Source organism: Ralstonia psammae (assembly GCF_958405935.1).
Classification (GTDB): Bacteria; Pseudomonadota; Gammaproteobacteria; order Burkholderiales; family Burkholderiaceae; genus Ralstonia; species Ralstonia psammae.
Genome location: NZ_CATZBU010000001.1, coordinates 337,304 through 354,574, shown reverse-complemented (window position 1 = coordinate 354,574; position 17,271 = coordinate 337,304). Strand labels below are relative to the sequence as shown.

14 protein-coding genes are annotated in these 17,271 nt (G+C 62.9%); 12 read left to right on the top strand and 2 right to left on the bottom strand.

Going from position 1 to position 17,271, the window contains the following annotated elements; all coding sequences use genetic code 11:
- Positions 1 to 37: 37 nt before the first annotated feature.
- From R2N16_RS01690 to R2N16_RS01670, 5 genes are all read left to right on the top strand, one after another.
- Complete coding sequence (locus R2N16_RS01690; protein WP_316663806.1) at positions 38 to 1,825, top strand: acyl-CoA dehydrogenase C-terminal domain-containing protein; 1,788 nt, start codon at positions 38 to 40, stop codon at positions 1,823 to 1,825.
- Between the two features lie 190 nt (positions 1,826 to 2,015).
- Positions 2,016 to 4,493, top strand: a complete 2,478-nt coding sequence (locus R2N16_RS01685; RefSeq protein WP_316663805.1) for a 3-hydroxyacyl-CoA dehydrogenase/enoyl-CoA hydratase family protein — start codon at positions 2,016 to 2,018, stop codon at positions 4,491 to 4,493.
- A 41-nt stretch (positions 4,494 to 4,534) separates the two neighbouring features.
- The gene (locus R2N16_RS01680) at positions 4,535 to 5,734 is read left to right on the top strand and encodes an acetyl-CoA C-acyltransferase (protein ID WP_092973292.1); all 1,200 of its coding nucleotides are present in this window, start codon (positions 4,535 to 4,537) and stop codon (positions 5,732 to 5,734) included.
- Between the two features lie 215 nt (positions 5,735 to 5,949).
- Positions 5,950 to 6,915 carry a DegV family protein gene (locus R2N16_RS01675; protein ID WP_316663804.1) on the top strand — a complete coding sequence of 322 codons (966 nt, stop codon included), beginning with the start codon at positions 5,950 to 5,952 and terminating at the stop codon, positions 6,913 to 6,915.
- A 26-nt stretch (positions 6,916 to 6,941) separates the two neighbouring features.
- Positions 6,942 to 7,706: an enoyl-CoA hydratase gene (locus tag R2N16_RS01670; protein WP_316663803.1), complete on the top strand. Its 765-nt coding sequence runs from the start codon at positions 6,942 to 6,944 to the stop codon at positions 7,704 to 7,706.
- 64 nt (positions 7,707 to 7,770) lie between these two features.
- Here R2N16_RS01670 and R2N16_RS01665 read toward each other — a convergent pair whose 3' ends face one another.
- The gene (locus R2N16_RS01665) at positions 7,771 to 8,208 is read right to left on the bottom strand and encodes an acyl-CoA thioesterase (RefSeq protein ID WP_316663802.1); all 438 of its coding nucleotides are present in this window, start codon (positions 8,206 to 8,208) and stop codon (positions 7,771 to 7,773) included.
- Between the two features lie 91 nt (positions 8,209 to 8,299).
- Here R2N16_RS01665 and R2N16_RS01660 point away from each other — a divergent pair, with 91 nt between their 5' ends.
- The 7 genes from R2N16_RS01660 (at position 8,300) to R2N16_RS01630 (ending at position 16,256) form a co-directional block, all read left to right on the top strand.
- Positions 8,300 to 10,138: an ABCB family ABC transporter ATP-binding protein/permease gene (locus R2N16_RS01660; RefSeq protein WP_316663801.1), complete on the top strand. Its 1,839-nt coding sequence runs from the start codon at positions 8,300 to 8,302 to the stop codon at positions 10,136 to 10,138.
- Positions 10,139 to 10,153: 15 nt separating this feature from the next.
- The gene (locus R2N16_RS01655) at positions 10,154 to 11,098 is read left to right on the top strand and encodes a LysR substrate-binding domain-containing protein (RefSeq protein WP_004633215.1); all 945 of its coding nucleotides are present in this window, start codon (positions 10,154 to 10,156) and stop codon (positions 11,096 to 11,098) included.
- Between the two features lie 164 nt (positions 11,099 to 11,262).
- Positions 11,263 to 12,564, top strand: coding sequence for a Glu/Leu/Phe/Val family dehydrogenase (locus R2N16_RS01650; RefSeq protein ID WP_316663800.1), 1,302 nt, complete (start codon positions 11,263 to 11,265; stop codon positions 12,562 to 12,564).
- Between the two features lie 523 nt (positions 12,565 to 13,087).
- Positions 13,088 to 13,996: a glutamate/aspartate ABC transporter substrate-binding protein gene (locus R2N16_RS01645; protein ID WP_316663799.1), complete on the top strand. Its 909-nt coding sequence runs from the start codon at positions 13,088 to 13,090 to the stop codon at positions 13,994 to 13,996.
- A gap of 99 nt (positions 13,997 to 14,095) precedes the next feature.
- Entirely contained in the window at positions 14,096 to 14,824 is a 729-nt protein-coding gene (locus R2N16_RS01640; protein WP_316663798.1) for an amino acid ABC transporter permease, read from the top strand.
- A 17-nt stretch (positions 14,825 to 14,841) separates the two neighbouring features.
- Positions 14,842 to 15,525 (top strand): glutamate/aspartate ABC transporter permease GltK, encoded by a 684-nt coding sequence (gene gltK, locus R2N16_RS01635; RefSeq protein ID WP_316663797.1) that lies wholly within the window; start codon positions 14,842 to 14,844, stop codon positions 15,523 to 15,525.
- Complete coding sequence (locus R2N16_RS01630; protein ID WP_316663796.1) at positions 15,522 to 16,256, top strand: amino acid ABC transporter ATP-binding protein; 735 nt, start codon at positions 15,522 to 15,524, stop codon at positions 16,254 to 16,256. The genes gltK and R2N16_RS01630 overlap by 4 nt, the downstream gene beginning before the upstream one ends.
- A 66-nt stretch (positions 16,257 to 16,322) precedes the next feature.
- Here the strand turns inward: R2N16_RS01630 and R2N16_RS01625 are convergent, their stop codons facing one another.
- Entirely contained in the window at positions 16,323 to 17,153 is an 831-nt protein-coding gene (locus tag R2N16_RS01625) for a class II glutamine amidotransferase (protein WP_316663795.1), read from the bottom strand.
- Positions 17,154 to 17,271: the final 118 nt, after the last annotated feature.

The window sequence follows — 17,271 nt, the reverse complement described above, 5'->3', positions numbered from 1 at the left end:
CCTAGCGGGTCGCGCAGCAACAACCAAGGAGCCCAAGATGGGTCAATACACCGCACCGTTGCGCGACATGCAGTTTGTCCTCCATGAGCTTCTCGGCGTCGAGAATCACCTGAAGGAGATGCCGCAGCACGCGGAGATCGATGCCGACACCATCAACCAGGTGATCGAGGAAGCCGGCAAGTTCTGCTCGGAAGTCATCTTCCCGATCAATCAGTCCGGCGATCGCGAGGGCTGCACGTACCACGGCGACGGTGTGGTGACTGCTCCGAAGGGCTTCAAGGAAGCGTACCAACAGTATGTTGAAGGTGGTTGGCCCTCACTGGGTTGCGATCCGGAATACGGCGGCCAGGGCCTGCCCATCCTGATCAACAACGCCGTGTACGAGATGCTGAACTCGGCCAACCAGGCGTGGACGATGTACCCCGGCCTGTCGCATGGCGCGTACGAAGCGCTGCACGCGCACGGTACCGACGAACTCAAGCAGCGCTACCTGCCCAAACTGGTGTCGGGTGTGTGGACCGGCACGATGTGTCTGACCGAGCCGCACTGCGGCACCGACCTCGGCATCCTGCGCACCAAGGCTGAGCCGCTGGCCGATGGGTCGTACGCCATCACCGGGACGAAGATCTTCATCTCGGCGGGCGAGCACGACCTGTCGGAAAACATCATCCATCTGGTGCTGGCACGTCTGCCGGATGCGCCGGGCGGCACCAAGGGCATCTCGCTGTTCGTGGTGCCGAAGTTCATTCCCGATGCCAACGGCAACCCGGGTGAGCGCAATACCGTGAAGTGCGGCTCCATCGAACACAAGATGGGCATCCACGGTAACGCCACCTGCGTGATCAATCTGGACGGTGCGCGCGGTTGGATGGTCGGTGAGCCGAACAAGGGCCTGAACGCCATGTTCGTGATGATGAACGCCGCCCGTCTGGGCGTCGGCATGCAGAGCCTGGGCCTGACCGAAGTTGCGTACCAAAACTCGGCTGCCTACGCCAAGGAACGACTGCAGATGCGCAGCCTGTCGGGCCCGAAGGCACCGGACAAGCCGGCTGACCCGATCATCGTGCACCCCGACGTGCGCCGCATGCTGCTGACCCAGCGCGCCTTTGCCGAAGGCGGCCGCGCATTCAGCTACTGGATCGCCCTGCAGATCGACCGCGAGCTGTCGCACTCGGACGAGTCTGCGCGCAAGGACGCCGCTGACCTCGTCGCACTGCTGACGCCGATCGCCAAGGCTTTCCTGAGCGACAACGCATTCATCTCCACCAACGAAGGCATGCAGGTCTTCGGCGGCCACGGCTACATCGCCGAGTGGGGCATGGAGCAGTACGTGCGCGACGCCCGCATCAACATGATCTACGAAGGCACGAATACCGTGCAGTCGCTGGACCTGCTGGGCCGCAAGATCCTGGGCGACATGGGCGCCAAGATGAAGAAGTTCGGCAAGCTGGTCCAGGACTTTGTGGAAGCCGAAGGCACCAATGAAGCCATGCAGGAGTTCATCAACCCGCTGGCCGACATCGGTGACAAGGTCCAGAAGCTGACCATGGAAATCGGTATGAAGGCCATGGCCAACCCGGACGAAGTCGGCGCCGCCGCTGTGCCGTACCTGCGTGTGGTCGGCCACCTGGTGTTCTCGTACTTCTGGGCCCGCATGGCCAAGATCGCCCTGGAAAAGCAAGACAGCGGCGACACGTTCTACAAGGTCAAGCTGGCAACGGCGCGCTTCTACTTCGCCAAGCTGCTGCCTGAGACGGCTTCGCAGATCCGCATGGCACGTGCCGGCGGCGCGACGCTGATGGCACTCGAAGCCGATCTGTTCTAAGGAAACCTGCCCACGATCCTACTGCGCGGTCCGATCTTGGCCCTGTGATGCTCGCCGTACCCATGTACGGCTGCGCTTCTCGGGCCAACCTCGAACCGCTCGCTACGGATCGTGAACAGGTTTCAACGCCTCTTTCTGTTGCTCCCGCTTGTGCGGGGGTGACAACTCCTCTTCATTCCGCGAGGACACTATGACCCGCACCGAACTCCCCGTCGCCCAGCCGCAAGCTGGCGCGCGTTCCAACTTTCTCGTCCGACGTGTGGCCGTCCTGGGCGCCGGCGTAATGGGTGCGCAGATTGCCGCGCATCTGGTCAACGCCAAGGTTCCCGTCACGCTGTTCGATCTTCCGGCAAAGGAAGGCCCGAAGAACGGCATCGTGCTCAAGGCCATTGAAAACCTGAAGAAGCTGTCGCCGGCGCCGCTGGGCATCAAGGACGACGCCAACCTGATCCAGGCTGCCAACTATGAGGACGACATCGAGAAGCTGCGCGACTGCGATCTCGTGATCGAAGCCATTGCCGAGCGCATGGACTGGAAGCACGACCTGTACAAGAAGGTCGCCCCGCACATCGCCCCGCACGCGATCTTCGCGTCGAACACGTCGGGTCTGTCGATCACCGAACTGTCCGATGGCTTTGATGCCGAGCTGAAGTCGCGCTTCTGTGGCGTGCACTTCTTCAACCCGCCGCGTTACATGCACCTGGTCGAGCTGATCCCGACCGCACACACGCGCGGCGACATCCTCGACAAGCTGGAAACGTTCCTGACCTCCGCGCTCGGCAAGGGCGTGGTGCGTGCCAAGGACACGCCGAACTTCATCGCGAACCGCGTCGGCATCTTCTCGATCCTGGCGGTGTTTGCAGAATCGGCCAAGTACGGCATTCCGTTTGACGTGGTCGATGACCTGACGGGCTCGAAGCTGGGTCGCGCCAAGTCGGCGACCTTCCGCACGGCCGACGTGGTGGGCCTGGACACCATGGCGCACGTCATCAAGACGATGCAGGACAACCTGAAGGACGATCCGTTCGCCCCGGTCTATGCCACGCCGCCCGTGCTGGCCAAGCTGGTGGAAGCAGGCGCCCTGGGTCAGAAGGCCGGCGCCGGCTTCTACAAGAAGGAAGGCAAGGAAATCAAGGTGCTCGACCCGCAAAGCGGTCAGTACGGCCCGAGCGGCAAGAAGGCAGACGACATTGTCGTGCGCATCCTGAAGAAGGAGCCCGCCGAGCGTCTGAAGCTGCTGCGTGAATCGACGAACCCGCAGGCGCAGTTCCTGTGGGCCGTCTTCCGCGACGTGTTCCATTACATCGCTGTATACCTTGAGCAGATTGCCGACTCTGCGGCGGAAGTCGATCTGGCGATCCGCTGGGGCTTTGGCTGGAACAGCGGCCCGTTCGAAGACTGGCAAGAGGCCGGCTGGAAGCAGGTGGCCGAGTGGGTGAAGGAAGACATTGAAGCGGGCAAGGCGCTGTCGAACGCAGCCCTGCCGCAGTGGGTGTTCTCCGGCCCGGTGGCAGACAACGGCGGTGTGCATTCGGCACAGGGTTCGTGGTCGGCCAACCAGGGCGCGTTCCTGTCGCGCAGCACGCTGCCGGTGTACGGCCGCCAGGTGTTTCGCGCACCGATCAAGGGCGCGACGACGGTCAACCCGCTCACGTATGGCAAGACCATCGAAGAGACCGACGCCGTGCGTATCTGGGTGGACGACGCAGCAGGGCAGGACGACGTGCTGATCGTCTCGTTCAAGAGCAAGATGAACACGATCGGGCCGAGCGTCATCGACGGTCTGACGCGTGCGGTTGATCTGGCTGAAGCCGGCTACAAGGGGCTGGTCGTGTGGCAGCCGACGTCGCTCAAGCTGGGCGCGCCGGGCGGCCCGTTCTCCGCCGGTGCGAACCTCGAAGAAGCCATGCCTGCCTTCATGATGGGTGGCGCCAAGGGCATCGAGCCGTTCGTCAAGAAGTTCCAGGACGGCATGATGCGCGTGAAGTACGCCGGCGTGCCGGTCGTGTCCGCCGCGTCGGGCATCGCACTGGGCGGCGGCTGCGAACTGCTGCTGCACTCGGCCAAGCGTGTGGCTGCGCTGGAAACGTACATCGGTCTGGTGGAAGTGGGCGTGGGTCTGGTGCCGGCAGGCGGTGGCCTCAAGGAAGCGGCGCTAGCCGCTGCCAAGGCCGCGCAGGCGGCAGGGAGCACCAACATCCTGCAGTTCCTGACCAACCGCTTCCAGGCGGCGGCTATGGCCAAGGTGTCGTCGTCTGCGCTGGACGCGCAGAAGATCGGCTACCTGCAGCCGACCGACACCATCGTCTTCAACGTGCACGAGTTGCTGCACGTGGCACGCAACGAAGTGCGTGCGCTGGCCGATTCCGGCTACCGTGCGCCGCTGCGCCCGGTGGGCATTCCGGTGGCGGGCCGTTCGGGCATCGCAACGATCAAGGCCTCGCTGGTGAACATGCGTGACGGCGGTTTCATCTCGCAGCACGACTTCACGATCGCCTCGCGCATCGCTGAAGCTGTGTGCGGCGGCGACGTCGAAGCCGGCGCGCTGGTGGACGAAGAATGGCTGTTGGCGCTGGAGCGCAAGGCCTTCGTGGATCTGCTCGGCAGCTCCAAGACCCAGGAACGCATCATGGGCATGCTGCAGACCGGCAAGCCCGTTCGTAACTGACCGCGCGACCTGTAGACGAACACGAGAACAGGAATTTCATCATGACCAAGCAACTGCAAGACGCCTACATCGTCGCCGCAACGCGTTCCCCGATCGGCAAGGCACCCAAGGGCACGCTCAAGAACCTGCGCCCCGACGACCTGCTGGCGACCATCCTTAAGAGCGCCGTCGCCCAGGTGCCGAACCTGGACCCGGCGCTGATCGAAGACGCCATCGTCGGCTGTGCGATTCCGGAAGCGCAGCAGGGCCTGAACGTGGCGCGTATCGGCGCGCTGCTTGCCGGCCTGCCCAATACCGTGGGCGGCGTGACCGTCAACCGCTTCTGCGCCTCGGGCCTGACTGCCGTGGCCATGGCGGCCGACCGCATCCGCGTGGGTGAATCCGATGTGATGATTGCCGCCGGTGTCGAATCGATGAGCATGGTGCCGATGATGGGCAACTCGCCGTCGATGTCGCCGGAGATCTTCACGCGCGACGAGAACGTCGGTATCGCCTACGGCATGGGCCTGACCGCGGAGAAAGTCGCCCAGCAATGGAAGATCTCGCGCGAGGCGCAGGATGCCTTCTCGCTGGCCTCGCACCAGAAGGCACTGGCCGCGCAGCAAGCCGGCGAGTTCAAGGACGAGATCACCCCGATCGAAATCATCGAGAAGTTCCCGAACCTGGGCACGGGCGCCATCGACATCAAGACGCGCACGATGTCGCTGGATGAAGGCCCGCGTGCCGATACGTCGGTTGAGGGCCTGGGCAAGCTGCGCGCCGTATTCGCCAACAAGGGCAGCGTGACGGCCGGCAACAGCTCGCAGACGTCGGACGGTTCGGGCGCGCTGATCCTGGTGTCGGAAAAGATCCTGAAGCAGTTCAACCTGGTGCCGCTGGCGCGCTTCGTATCGTTTGCGGTGCGCGGTGTGCCGCCGGAAATCATGGGCATCGGCCCGAAGGAAGCGATTCCTGCCGCGCTGAAGGCTGGCGGCCTGACGCAAGACCAGATCGACTGGATCGAGCTGAACGAAGCGTTTGCCGCGCAGTCGCTGGCCGTGATCCAGGACCTGGGCCTGGACACCAGCAAGATCAACCCGCTGGGCGGCGCGATTGCGCTGGGCCACCCGCTGGGCGCCACCGGTGCCATTCGTGCGGCCACGGTTGTGCACGGCCTGCGTCGTCGCAACCAGAAGTACGGCATGGTGACGATGTGCGTCGGCACCGGCATGGGCGCCGCGGGCATTTTCGAACGCATGTGACCCCACGCAAGGGGGAAGGATTAAGGCCTTCCCCCTGCTTGCTAATCGCCCGTCTCACCACGCATAGTTGCGCAGGCGCGCAGTCGTCCAGAACAAGCGCGCCGAAGAATGCGGCCGGTACCCAGCCGGTATCGCAATAGAAGCGGAGCCACGATTCCGCAACAGAGGAGACACACCACCGGGCCACCGGCGGTGCACCAAGAGGAGGGCGCGCGATGGGCAACACTGTCGGCGACACAATCGTATTGACCGATGCGGCATGCGACATGCCGCGCTCGATGATCGATCAACTGGGGTTGGGCGTGGTGCCGTTCCGCATTCGTGCGGGCGAATTGTTTGTAGAAGACCGCCGCGACGAGGTAGCGCTGCCGCAGCTCTATCGCAAGTACCTCGTCGACAAGCAGGATCACTATGCCGAATCGATCCCCCTGCTCGAACGCGAGATCGAAGACTTCCTGCTCAAGCACGTGGTTACGCAGCACGACCGCGCCTTGTTGCTGACGATCGCCAGTTCGCGCAGCCATTTCTACAGCCACGCAACCGGCGCGGTGGTGGGCACCACGGCCAAGAGTTTCAAGCCGCGCAAGGATGCCGGCCGCTCGGGCTTGTTCGAGTTGACGGTGGTGGACACTGGCGCCATCGGCCCCGGCCAGGCGCTGATGGTGCACGAGGCCGCGCGCATGCTGCGCGAAGGCGCCGAGGTGCGTGACGTCGTGCACGTGATCGAGAACCGCCTGCGCGATGCCTCGCACGTCTACCTCGTGCCCGATGAGTTGCTGTACATGTACACGCGCGCCAAGCAGAAGGGCGAGAAGAGCATCACATGGGGCCGCTACATGATGGGCACGGCGTTCAACGTGCGTCCGCTCATCCATATGCACCGCGGTGACACAGAAGCCATCGCCAAGGTACGCGGCTCCGACGAAGGGATTCGCCGCCTGCTTGCGCATACCGAAACCATGATCGCCGAGGAGCGTCTGGCCACGCCCGTGGTGGCGATCACGTATTCCGGTTCGCTCGACACCGTGCGCCGCATGGAGCCCGTGCAGGCGTTGATGCGAACCGCACAGGACCATGGCGTGGAGGTACTGCTCGCGCCGATGAGCCTGACCGTGGCGTTGAACGTGGGGGCCAACGCGTTCTCCGTCGGTTATCTATCTGACTCGCCTGCGCCGATTTAGCGGCGCAGGTCTCACCTGGAGTTTTCATGTCGATTCGTACCGAGACCGCAGACGGCGTCCTGACGCTCACCTTTGACCGTCTGGACCGCAAGAACGCCATCACGGCCGCGATGTACCAAACGCTGGCCGATGCACTGGTGGCCGCCGAAACCGATCCCGCCATCCGCGTGATCGTGCTGGCGGGCCACGAGAGCGTGTTCACGGCGGGCAACGATCTCGAAGACTTCATGAAGAATCCGCCCAAGGACGAGAGCGCTCCCGTGCACCAGTTCCTGAAGGCGATCAGCACCGCGACCAAGCCGCTGATCGCCTCGGTGAGCGGCGCGGCTGTCGGCGTGGGTACGACGATGCTGCTGCATTGCGACCTCGTCTACGCATCCGAGACGGCCAAGCTGTCGATGCCGTTCGCACAACTGGGGCTCTGTCCGGAAGCCGCATCAAGCTTGCTGCTGCCGCAACTGGCCGGCTACCACCGCGCGGCCGACAAGCTGCTCTTCGGTGAGCCGTTTGACGCGAACGAGGCGCGCGAGCTGGGCCTGGTCAACCGCGTGCTGCCCGCCGGCGAGCTGGATGCCTTCGTGCGTACGCAGGCGCGCAAGCTGACGCTGCTGCCGCCCGCATCGCTGCGCGCCACCAAGCGGCTGATGAAGGAGGGCGCCACGCCGCAGATCGCCGAGCGCATGTCGGTGGAAGGCAAGCAGTTTGGCGAGATGCTGCGTGCGCCGGAAGCGCGCGAGGCGTTCACGGCGTTCTTCGAAAAGCGCCGCCCGGACTTCTCCAGGTTCAACTGAGCGAGGCGTTCGCACGCAAAAGAAAACCCGGCCGAGGCCGGGTTTTTTGTTGACCGTTGCCGGTTCAGAGCGGCGGCAGCACGCGCGGCTTGCGGGTCTCGTCGGTGGCCACGTAGGTGAGGGTGGCTTCCGTGACCTTGACGGTGGCGTGGCGGCCGTTGGCGTGCATGCGTTGTGCATAGACTTCCACGTCCACGGTGATCGACGTGCGCCCCGTCTTGACCACGCTCGCGTAGAAGCTCACCAGATCGCCCACGTACACCGGTTGCTTGAAGACGAACGAGTTGACCGCAATGGTGGCGACGCGGCCGTTGGCGCGCACCACGGCAGGAATCGACCCGGCGATGTCCACCTGCGACATGATCCAGCCGCCAAAGACATCGCCGTGGACGTTGGCGTCGGAGGGCATGGGCATCACGCGCACGGCGGGCTGCTTGTCGGCGGGCAGCGTGACGGATTCAGTGGTGGCTTGGGTGTCGGACATGATGATGCAGGGCAGCATTGAAGCGGAGGGAGGGCCCACCAGCGAGCCCCGGGGCGCGCGCAGGTGATCGGTGGGAGAATACACAATCCGTCATTTTATTGCACCGCACATGCGCCGCTCTCCCGCTTCCTCCGAACCGCCTCCGCCGGGGGCTGCCCGCGGCGACTGGCGCACCATCAAGAGCCTGCTGCCATACCTGTTGGCCTACAAGTGGCGTGTGGCGCTGGCGCTGTCGTTTCTGATCGCGGCCAAGGTGGCAAACCTTGGTGTGCCGATGGTCATGAAGCGGTTGATCGATGCCATGAACGTGTCGCCATCCGACCCCCGCGCGCTGCTGGTTGTGCCGGTGGGCATCATCATCGGTTACGGGCTGCTACGGCTATCGACGTCGCTGTTCTCGGAGCTGCGCGAAATCCTGTTCGCGAAGGTGACGGAGAGTTCGGTGCGCACGCTCGCACTGCAGGTGTTCCGGCATCTGCATGCGCTCTCTCTGCGCTTTCACCTGGAGCGCCAGACCGGCGGCATGAGCCGCGACATCGAGCGCGGCACGCGTGGCATCCAGTCGCTCATCTCGTATTCGCTGTACAGCATCCTGCCGACGCTGGTGGAAGTTGGCCTCGTCATCACGTATTTCTTCGTGAAGTACGACGTGTGGTTTGCCCTCATCACGTTCTGCGCGCTGGTCAGCTACATCGTCTTTACGGTGACGGTGACGAACTGGCGCACGCACTTTCGCCGCAAGATGAACGAGCTGGATTCGCGCGCCAACCAGAAGGCAGTCGATTCGCTGCTCAACTTCGAGACGGTCAAGTACTTCGGCAACGAAGACTACGAAGCACGTCGCTACGATGAGAACCTGAAACACTATCGCGCCGCGGCCATCCGCTCGCAGAACTCGTTGTCGGTGCTCAACTTCGGCCAGCAGTTCATTGTGGCCACGGCGCTCATCCTGATCCTGTATCGCGCCACGCAGGGGGTGGCGGCGGGGCACATGACGCTGGGAGATCTCGTGCTGGTCAACACGCTGATGCTGCAGATCTACATTCCGCTCAACTTCCTGGGCGTGATCTACCGCGAGCTGAAGCAGGCGGTGATCGACATGGACCGCATGTTCAACCTGCTGCAGACCCATCGCGAAGTGGCCGACAAGCCCGACGCCCCACCGCTGGCGGTGCACGCTGGCGAAGTGCGCTTCGCGCATGTCGACTTCAGCTACGAGGCCAAGCGCCAGATCCTGTTCGATGTGGATTTCACGATTCCTGCCGGCACGACCACGGCGGTGGTGGGGCAGAGCGGCTCGGGCAAATCGACGCTGGCGCGCTTGCTGTTCCGCTTCTATGACGTGAAGTCCGGCGCGATCCAGATCGACGGTCAGGACCTGCGCGACGTCACGCAATCCAGCGTGCGTGCCGCCATTGGCATCGTTCCGCAAGACACGGTCCTCTTCAACGACAGCATCTACTACAACATCGCCTACGGCCGTCCCGACGCAAGCCGCGAAGAGGTGATCGAAGCCGCCCGCGCGGCCCAGATCCACCACTTTGTCGAATCGCTGCCCGACGGCTACGAGACGCAAGTCGGCGAGCGCGGCCTGAAGCTCTCCGGCGGCGAGAAGCAGCGTGTGGCGATTGCGCGCACGCTGCTCAAGCGCCCGCCGATTCTCGTGTTTGATGAGGCGACGTCCGCACTCGACTCGCGTACCGAGCACGCCATCCAGGAAGAGTTGATGCGCCTGGCGCAGAACCACACCACGCTGGTCGTTGCACACCGGTTGTCGACCATCGTGCGTGCGCACCAGATTCTGGTGATGGAGCACGGCCGCATCATTGAGCGCGGCACGCATGAATCGTTGTTGCGCGCAGAAGGCCGTTACGCGCAGATGTGGCGCATGCAGGCGCGCGAACCCGAGCGCACGGCCGAAGAAACAGAAGACGCCCGAGCAGGTTGAGGGAGAGACAACGCGATGGAACTCAAATGGCTGGAAGACTTCATCAGCCTGGCCGAGACGCGCAGCTTTTCGCGCTCGGCCGAATTGCGGCACGTGACGCAGCCGGCGTTTTCGCGGCGCATTCAATCCCTTGAGGCATGGCTCGGCAATGAGCTGATCGACCGATCGAGCTACCCCACACGCCTGACCCCAGCCGGAGAGGTCTTCTACGAGCAGGCGTTGGCGATGCTCGCCCAGGTGAGCGAGACGCGCGCGCTGATGCGCGGCCAGCGTCCGGCCAGCGCGTCGACGATCGACTTTGCCGTGCCGCATACGTTATCGCTCACGTTCTTTCCCGGCTGGCTCGCTCAGGTGGAAGAGAAGATCGGCAAGCTGCAATGCCGGCTGCGCGCACTCAACGTGCACGATGCGGTGATGACGCTGGTGGAAGGCGGCTGCGATCTCGTGATGGTCTATCACCACGCGCGGCAGATGATCCAGCTCGACCCCACGCGCTACGACATGCTGGTGCTGGGCACCGAGCGGCTATCGCCGTTTTCCAAGCCCGATGCGAGCGGGCGGCCGATCTATCGGCTCGTTCCCACTGCACGCAAGCCGATCGCCTACCTGAGCTATACGCCCAATGCCTTCCTGGGGCGCATGGTGGACGTGCTGCTGGAAAACTCGCCGGTGGCACCCTTGCTCGACAAATGCTACGAGACCGACATGGCCGAGGCGCTCAAGGTGATGGCGCTGGCGGGCCATGGTGTGGCATTCCTACCCGAGAGTGCGGTGCGCGAGGACGTGGCAGCTGGTCGCCTGGTGCGCGCGGAAGGCAAGGGCGGCGGCACGTTGTCGATCGAGATGGAAATCCGGCTCTATCGTGAGCACCCGCAGAGCGGTGCACACGACCGTCGGCACCCTCAGTCCAAGCGCAAACGCGAGCTGATCGACACGTTGTGGAGCGCGCTGGCGGGCTGAAGGGACTATCGAAGTCGACCCTGGGGTTATGCGTTCAATGCATAACCCGATGTAAAAACGGCATTGGATTTCGTTCTGGGCGGTCCCTAAGCTGGCGGGCATTTTGTGGGACAGCATGTTCCCAAACCAGGGGCCTTACCGAGGTTCAAAAGAGGAAGACAACCATGTCCAATGTCGCATCGCCGTCGACACTCCAGCACGCCATCCCGTCCTATCTGCCGGCCGACAATCTCGGCCCGTGGGGCATCTATCTGCAGCAGGTCGATCGGGTCACCCCCTATCTGGGCTCGCTCGCACGTTGGGTTGAAACGCTCAAGCGCCCCAAGCGCGCGCTGATCGTCGATGTGCCCATCCAGATGGATGACGGCCGCATCGCCCACTTCGAGGGCTACCGCGTGCAGCACAACACGTCGCGCGGCCCGGGCAAGGGCGGCGTGCGTTTCCACCAGGACGTGACCCTGTCGGAAGTGATGGCGCTGTCCGCATGGATGTCGGTGAAGAACGCGGCCGTGAACGTGCCGTACGGCGGTGCCAAGGGCGGTATTCGTGTCGACCCGCGCAAGCTGTCCTCGGGTGAACTCGAACGCCTGACCCGCCGCTACACCAGCGAGATCGGCATCATCATCGGCCCGAACAAGGACATTCCGGCCCCGGACGTGAACACCAACGCGCAGATCATGGCGTGGATGATGGACACGTACTCCATGAACGAAGGCTCCACCGCCACCGGCGTGGTGACCGGCAAGCCGATCGCACTGGGCGGCAGCCTGGGCCGCCGCGAAGCCACCGGCCGCGGCGTGTTCGTGGTCGGCAGCGAGGCCGCACGCAACCTCGGCATCGACGTCAAGGGCTCGCGCGTCGTGGTGCAGGGCTTCGGCAACGTGGGTAGCGTGGCCGCCAAGCTGTTCCACGACGCCGGTGCCAAGGTCATTGCCGTGCAAGACCACAAGGGCATCGTGTTCAACGGCAACGGCCTGGATGTCGACGCGCTCATCAAGCACGTTGACCACCATGGCAGCGTGGCCGGCTTTGCTGCAGAGACCGTCTCGCAAGACGACTTCTGGGCATTGGACTGCGAATTCCTGATTCCGGCCGCGCTGGAAGGCCAGATCACCGCCAAGAACGCGCCCCATATCAAGGCAAAGATTGTCGTGGAAGGTGCAAACGGCCCGACGACGCCCGAGGCGGACGACATCCTGCGCGACCGTGGCATCCTGGTCTGCCCGGACGTGATCGCCAACGCCGGCGGCGTGACGGTCAGCTATTTCGAATGGGTGCAGGATTTCTCGAGCTTCTTCTGGACCGAAGACGAGATCAACCAGCGCCTGGTACGGATCATGCAAGATGCCTTCCGTGGCGTCTGGCAAGTGGCGCAGGACAACAAGGTTACTCTGCGTACGGCGGCATTCATCATCGCCTGTACGCGGATTCTGCAGGCGCGCCAAGAGCGCGGTCTGTACCCCTGATCGGCAACGCGCTGGTCAATACCGGCACGGTGCTCCAACAGGGCGCTGCACTGGTCTATCGCGTTGCTGCCGATCAGGCGGCCATGCGCGACGGTTGAAGAAAGCCGGTGTTCATGGGGCGAACCATAACGTTCCGGAGCACCGCACCATGAGAAGGGCGATGGCATCATCGTCGTCCTTCCCATCTCCAAGTCGGGTTCGTTAAGCGACAGAGAGCGCACATCGGGCGGGCTTTATTTCCCCTGGTTTTCCTTAGCAATTGGCGGCCATCCCGCTCAAGCAATCGGGCCTGCGTGCCGAAGTTGCAAAGCGTTGCCGTGTCGGGCGCTGCGCGTCTTTTCCGGTTTTCCGGAAAAAGCACAACGTAAGGTATCCGGTTGCTCGGAAAACACGGTTGCGGCAGGGTCCGCGCCAGAGGAAAAACTCCGTTGGATTCAACGATTTAGTGGCAACACCAATACTGTCGCCAAACGTTTTTTGGTACAGTCCCGTCTTTCTCTTTCATGGTCAAAAGGAGACTTTCATGAACCTCGCCAAGCTGGCAACCGTGGTTGCCGCCATTGGTGTCGCCGTTGGTACCTTCGGCAGCGCTGCCCACGCAGAAGAGCTGACCGGTACGCTCAAGAAGATCAAAGACACCGGCACCATCACGCTGGGCGTGCGCGATTCGTCGATTCCGTTCAGCTACAACGTCGGCGGTGTCCGCACGATCGGCTATTCGTACGACGTCGCCACCAAGATTGCCGAGGACGTGAAGAAGCAGCTCGGCCTGAAGGACCTGAAGATCAACGAGATCCCGGTCACTTCCCAGAACCGCATCACGCTGCTGCAGAACGGCACCATCGATCTGGAGTGCGGTTCGACCACGAACAACCTCGAGCGCCAGAAGCAGGCATCGTTCACGAACACCATCTTCATCATCGGCACGCGCATCATGGTGAAGAAGGATTCGGGCATCACCGACTGGGCACAGCTCAAGGGCAAGAACGTCGTGACCACCGCCGGCACGACGTCGGAGCGCCTGCTGCGCAAGATGAACGATGACAAGCAGATGGGCATGAACATCATCAGCACGAAGGACCACGGCCAGTCGTTCCTGACGCTGGAATCGGGCCGCGCTGTTGCGTTCATGATGGACGACGCCCTGCTGTACGGCGAGCGCGCCAAGGCCAAGAACCCGGCTGACTGGGTGGTCGTGGCCAAGCCGCAGTCGCGCGAAGCCTACGGCTGTATGGTTCGCAAGGACGACAAGCCGTTCAAGACCCTGGCCGACAAGACCATCTCCGGCATGATGAAGGACGGCTCGATCGCCGCCGAGTACAAGAAATGGTTCGAGCAGCCGGTTCCGCCCAAGGGCGTGAACATGGAGTTCCCGCTGTCGGACGACATGAAGGCGCTGATCAAGAACCCCAACGACAAGGCTCTTGACTGATCGGCTCCCTCAACGGGCCTGATACAAGCGTCACCGAAACGGAAGGCAAAGGCCGGTTAACAGGTCTTCTCCCTTCCGTTTCTTTTTGAGGGAACCATCATGAATTACCACTGGAACTGGGGCGTCTTCTTTACGGAAGCCGCCCAGAATCAGACCTATCTGGACTGGCTGCTGGCGGGGTTGAAGACCACCGTCGTACTCGGCCTTTCCTCCTGGATCATCGCGCTCGCCATCGGCTCCGTGCTGGGCGTGCTGCGCACGGTGCCGAACAAGTGGCTGTCGGGTCTTGCCGCAGCGTACGTGGAACTGTTCCGCAATATTCCGCTGATCGTGCAGCTCTTCATCTGGTACTTCGTCATGCCCGAACTCGTGCCGGGTGGCGACTACATCAAGCAGATGAACCCCAATACGTCGATGTTCCTGTCTGCGATGCTGTGTCTCGGTACCTTTACCGCGGCGCGTGTGTGCGAGCAGGTGCGTTCGGGTATCAACTCGCTGCCACGTGGCCAGCGCAACGCCGGTCTGGCAATGGGCTTCACGCTGGCGCAGACGTATCGCTATGTGATGCTGCCGATGTCGTTCCGCATCATCGTGCCGCCGCTCACGTCGGAGTTTCTGAACATCTTCAAGAACTCGGCCGTGGCGTCGACGATCGGCTTGCTCGAGCTTGCCGCCCAAGGCCGCCAGCTGGTTGACTACACCGCGCAGCCGTACGAGTCGTTCATCGCCGTGACGCTGATGTACATGCTGATCAACCTGACCGTAATGGGCCTGATGCGCTGGGTGGAAGCACGCTCCCGGCTGCCTGGCTTCATCGGTGGCAAGTAATCGGGCGAGGACTCTTCATGGCTTATCAATTCGATTTCTCGTCCATCAACGCCGACAACATGCGTGTGCTCGGCGAGGGGATGCTCCTCTCGCTGGAGATCACTGGCACGGCCATCCTGGTCGGCATCGTCTGGGGCACGCTGCTCGCGATGATGCGCCTCTCGGGCATCAAGCCGCTGCAGTGGTTCGGCCAGACGTACGTGAACCTCTTCCGGTCCATCCCGCTGGTGATGGTGCTGCTGTGGTTCTTCCTGATCGTGCCGCAGGTGTTGCAGAGGATCTTCGATCTGTCGCCGGCCACCGACATGCGCATGACGTCCGCACTGGTCGCCTTCGCGCTGTTTGAAGCCGCGTACTACTCGGAGATCATCCGCGCCGGTATCCAGAGCGTGTCGCGTGGGCAGATGTTCGCGGCCTACGCGGTGGGCATGACGTACGGCCAGGCCATGCGTCTGGTGATCCTGCCGCAGGCATTCCGCAACATGATTCCGCTGCTGCTCACCCAGGCCATCGTCCTGTTCCAGGATACGTCGCTGGTGTATGTGAGCGCGCTGTCGGACTTCTTTACGCAGGCATACAACATCGGTGAGCGCGACGGCCGTATCGTCGAGTTGCTGCTGTTTGCCGGCTTGTGCTATTTCGTGATCTGCTTCGGCGCCTCCGTGCTGGTGAAGCGGCTTCAGAAGAAGGTGACCCAATGATCGAGATCAAGAACGTTTCCAAGTGGTACGGCAGCTTCCAGGTGCTGACCGACTGCACCACCAGCGTGAAGAAGAGCGAGGTGGTGGTGGTGTGCGGCCCGTCGGGTTCGGGCAAGTCCACGCTCATCAAGACCGTCAACGCGCTGGAGCCGTTCCAGAAGGGCGAGATTCTGGTCGACGGCACTTCGGTGGGCGCCAAGGGCACCAACCTGCCGAAGCTGCGTTCGCGCGTGGGCATGGTGTTCCAGAACTTCGAGCTGTTCCCGCACCTGTCGATTACCGAGAACCTGACGATCGCTCAGCAGAAGGTGCTGGGCCGCTCCAAGGAAGAGGCGATGGCCAAGGGCCTGAAGTATCTGGATCGCGTGGGCCTGAAGGCGCAGGCGGCCAAGTTCCCGGGCCAACTGTCGGGCGGTCAGCAGCAGCGTGTGGCGATCGCCCGTGCGCTGTCGATGGACCCGATCTGCATGCTGTTTGACGAGCCGACCTCCGCGCTGGACCCGGAAATGGTGAACGAAGTGCTCGACGTGATGGTGGAACTGGCCAAGGAAGGTATGACCATGATGTGCGTGACCCACGAAATGGGCTTCGCTCGGAAGGTCGCCAACCGCGTGATCTTCATGGATCAGGGCCGCATCGTCGAAGACTGCGAGAAGGAAGAGTTCTTCGGCAACATCGAGAACCGCTCGGATCGCGCCAAGCAGTTCCTCTCCAAGATCCTGTCGCATTGAACGACGGGTTCCCGGCAGCAAAAAGCCGCTCTTTCGAGAGCGGCTTTTTTCTGGGCGAAGGCGGCGTCAGGTGCAGGCGGTGTTGGCAGCGTTGGCGATCTGCACGGCTTCCGGAATGGGCACCTTGGTCGCCATCGTGGCTTGGCCCGACTCGAACATCAGCAGCTCGCCCGGCACGAATTGCGTCCAGACTTCGTTGTCGGTGAGCGGCGCGGTAGCGATGACGGCCACGCGGTCGGCAGGCGTCGTGTATTTGGCGAAGTCGATCGTCATGTCGGCATCGATCAAGTGCGCCGTCGAGAACGGCCACTGCCGCACGATGTAATACAGCCGCGTCGAGCAATGCGCAAACTGCGCCTGGCCGTTGCACAGCAAGAAGTTGAACACGCCGTAGCGGGTGATTTCCTTGGTGATGTCGGACAGCGCGTAGAACAGCTCGTTGAGCGGCGGCTGCGAGCCCGGAAAGCGCTTGCGCAGCGACTGCATGATGAAGCAGAAGGCGAGTTCGCTGTCGGTATCGCCCACGGGCTGGTAGACGCCCGAGAGGAACGGCGAGAAGTTCTTCAAGTCGCCATTGTGGGCAAAGATCCAGTGCCGGCCCCACAGCTCGCGCATGAACGGGTGGCAGTTTTCCAGCCGCACGGTGCCCTGCGTCGCCTTGCGGATGTGCGAGATGACGTTTTTCGACTTGATCGGATAGCGCTTGACCAGCTCCGCCACCGGCGAGGTGCCGGCCGACTGGTTGTCGATGAAGAGGCGGCAGGCCTTGTCTTCAAAGAAGGCGACGCCGAAGCCGTCGGCATGGTGGTCGGTCACACCACCGCGCGCGGCGAACCCGGTGAACGAGAACGTCACATCGGTCGGTTCAGCGCAGTTCATGCCCAGCAGCTGGCACATGGCAGGGGAAAAGTCGGATGCAATAAAATAACCATTATCCCGCCGGCCGCCGGGGGTGCCAAGCGCCATCTTCCTCACGGCGCCGCGCCTGGCTGCCGGGCGTTGCGCACATGCCGCA

Coding starts and splice junctions, on each gene's coding strand:
- R2N16_RS01650 (WP_316663800.1), top strand. CDS start 11,263: ATGTCCAATGTCGCATCGCCGTCGACACTCCAGCACGCCATCCCGTCC.
- R2N16_RS01640 (WP_316663798.1), top strand. CDS start 14,096: ATGAATTACCACTGGAACTGGGGCGTCTTCTTTACGGAAGCCGCCCAG.
- gltK (WP_316663797.1), top strand. CDS start 14,842: ATGGCTTATCAATTCGATTTCTCGTCCATCAACGCCGACAACATGCGT.
- R2N16_RS01680 (WP_092973292.1), top strand. CDS start 4,535: ATGACCAAGCAACTGCAAGACGCCTACATCGTCGCCGCAACGCGTTCC.
- R2N16_RS01630 (WP_316663796.1), top strand. CDS start 15,522: ATGATCGAGATCAAGAACGTTTCCAAGTGGTACGGCAGCTTCCAGGTG.
- R2N16_RS01645 (WP_316663799.1), top strand. CDS start 13,088: ATGAACCTCGCCAAGCTGGCAACCGTGGTTGCCGCCATTGGTGTCGCC.
- R2N16_RS01685 (WP_316663805.1), top strand. CDS start 2,016: ATGACCCGCACCGAACTCCCCGTCGCCCAGCCGCAAGCTGGCGCGCGT.
- R2N16_RS01625 (WP_316663795.1), bottom strand. CDS start 17,153: ATGTGCCAGCTGCTGGGCATGAACTGCGCTGAACCGACCGATGTGACG.
- R2N16_RS01675 (WP_316663804.1), top strand. CDS start 5,950: ATGGGCAACACTGTCGGCGACACAATCGTATTGACCGATGCGGCATGC.
- R2N16_RS01690 (WP_316663806.1), top strand. CDS start 38: ATGGGTCAATACACCGCACCGTTGCGCGACATGCAGTTTGTCCTCCAT.
- R2N16_RS01665 (WP_316663802.1), bottom strand. CDS start 8,208: ATGCTGCCCTGCATCATCATGTCCGACACCCAAGCCACCACTGAATCC.
- R2N16_RS01660 (WP_316663801.1), top strand. CDS start 8,300: ATGCGCCGCTCTCCCGCTTCCTCCGAACCGCCTCCGCCGGGGGCTGCC.
- R2N16_RS01670 (WP_316663803.1), top strand. CDS start 6,942: ATGTCGATTCGTACCGAGACCGCAGACGGCGTCCTGACGCTCACCTTT.
- R2N16_RS01655 (WP_004633215.1), top strand. CDS start 10,154: ATGGAACTCAAATGGCTGGAAGACTTCATCAGCCTGGCCGAGACGCGC.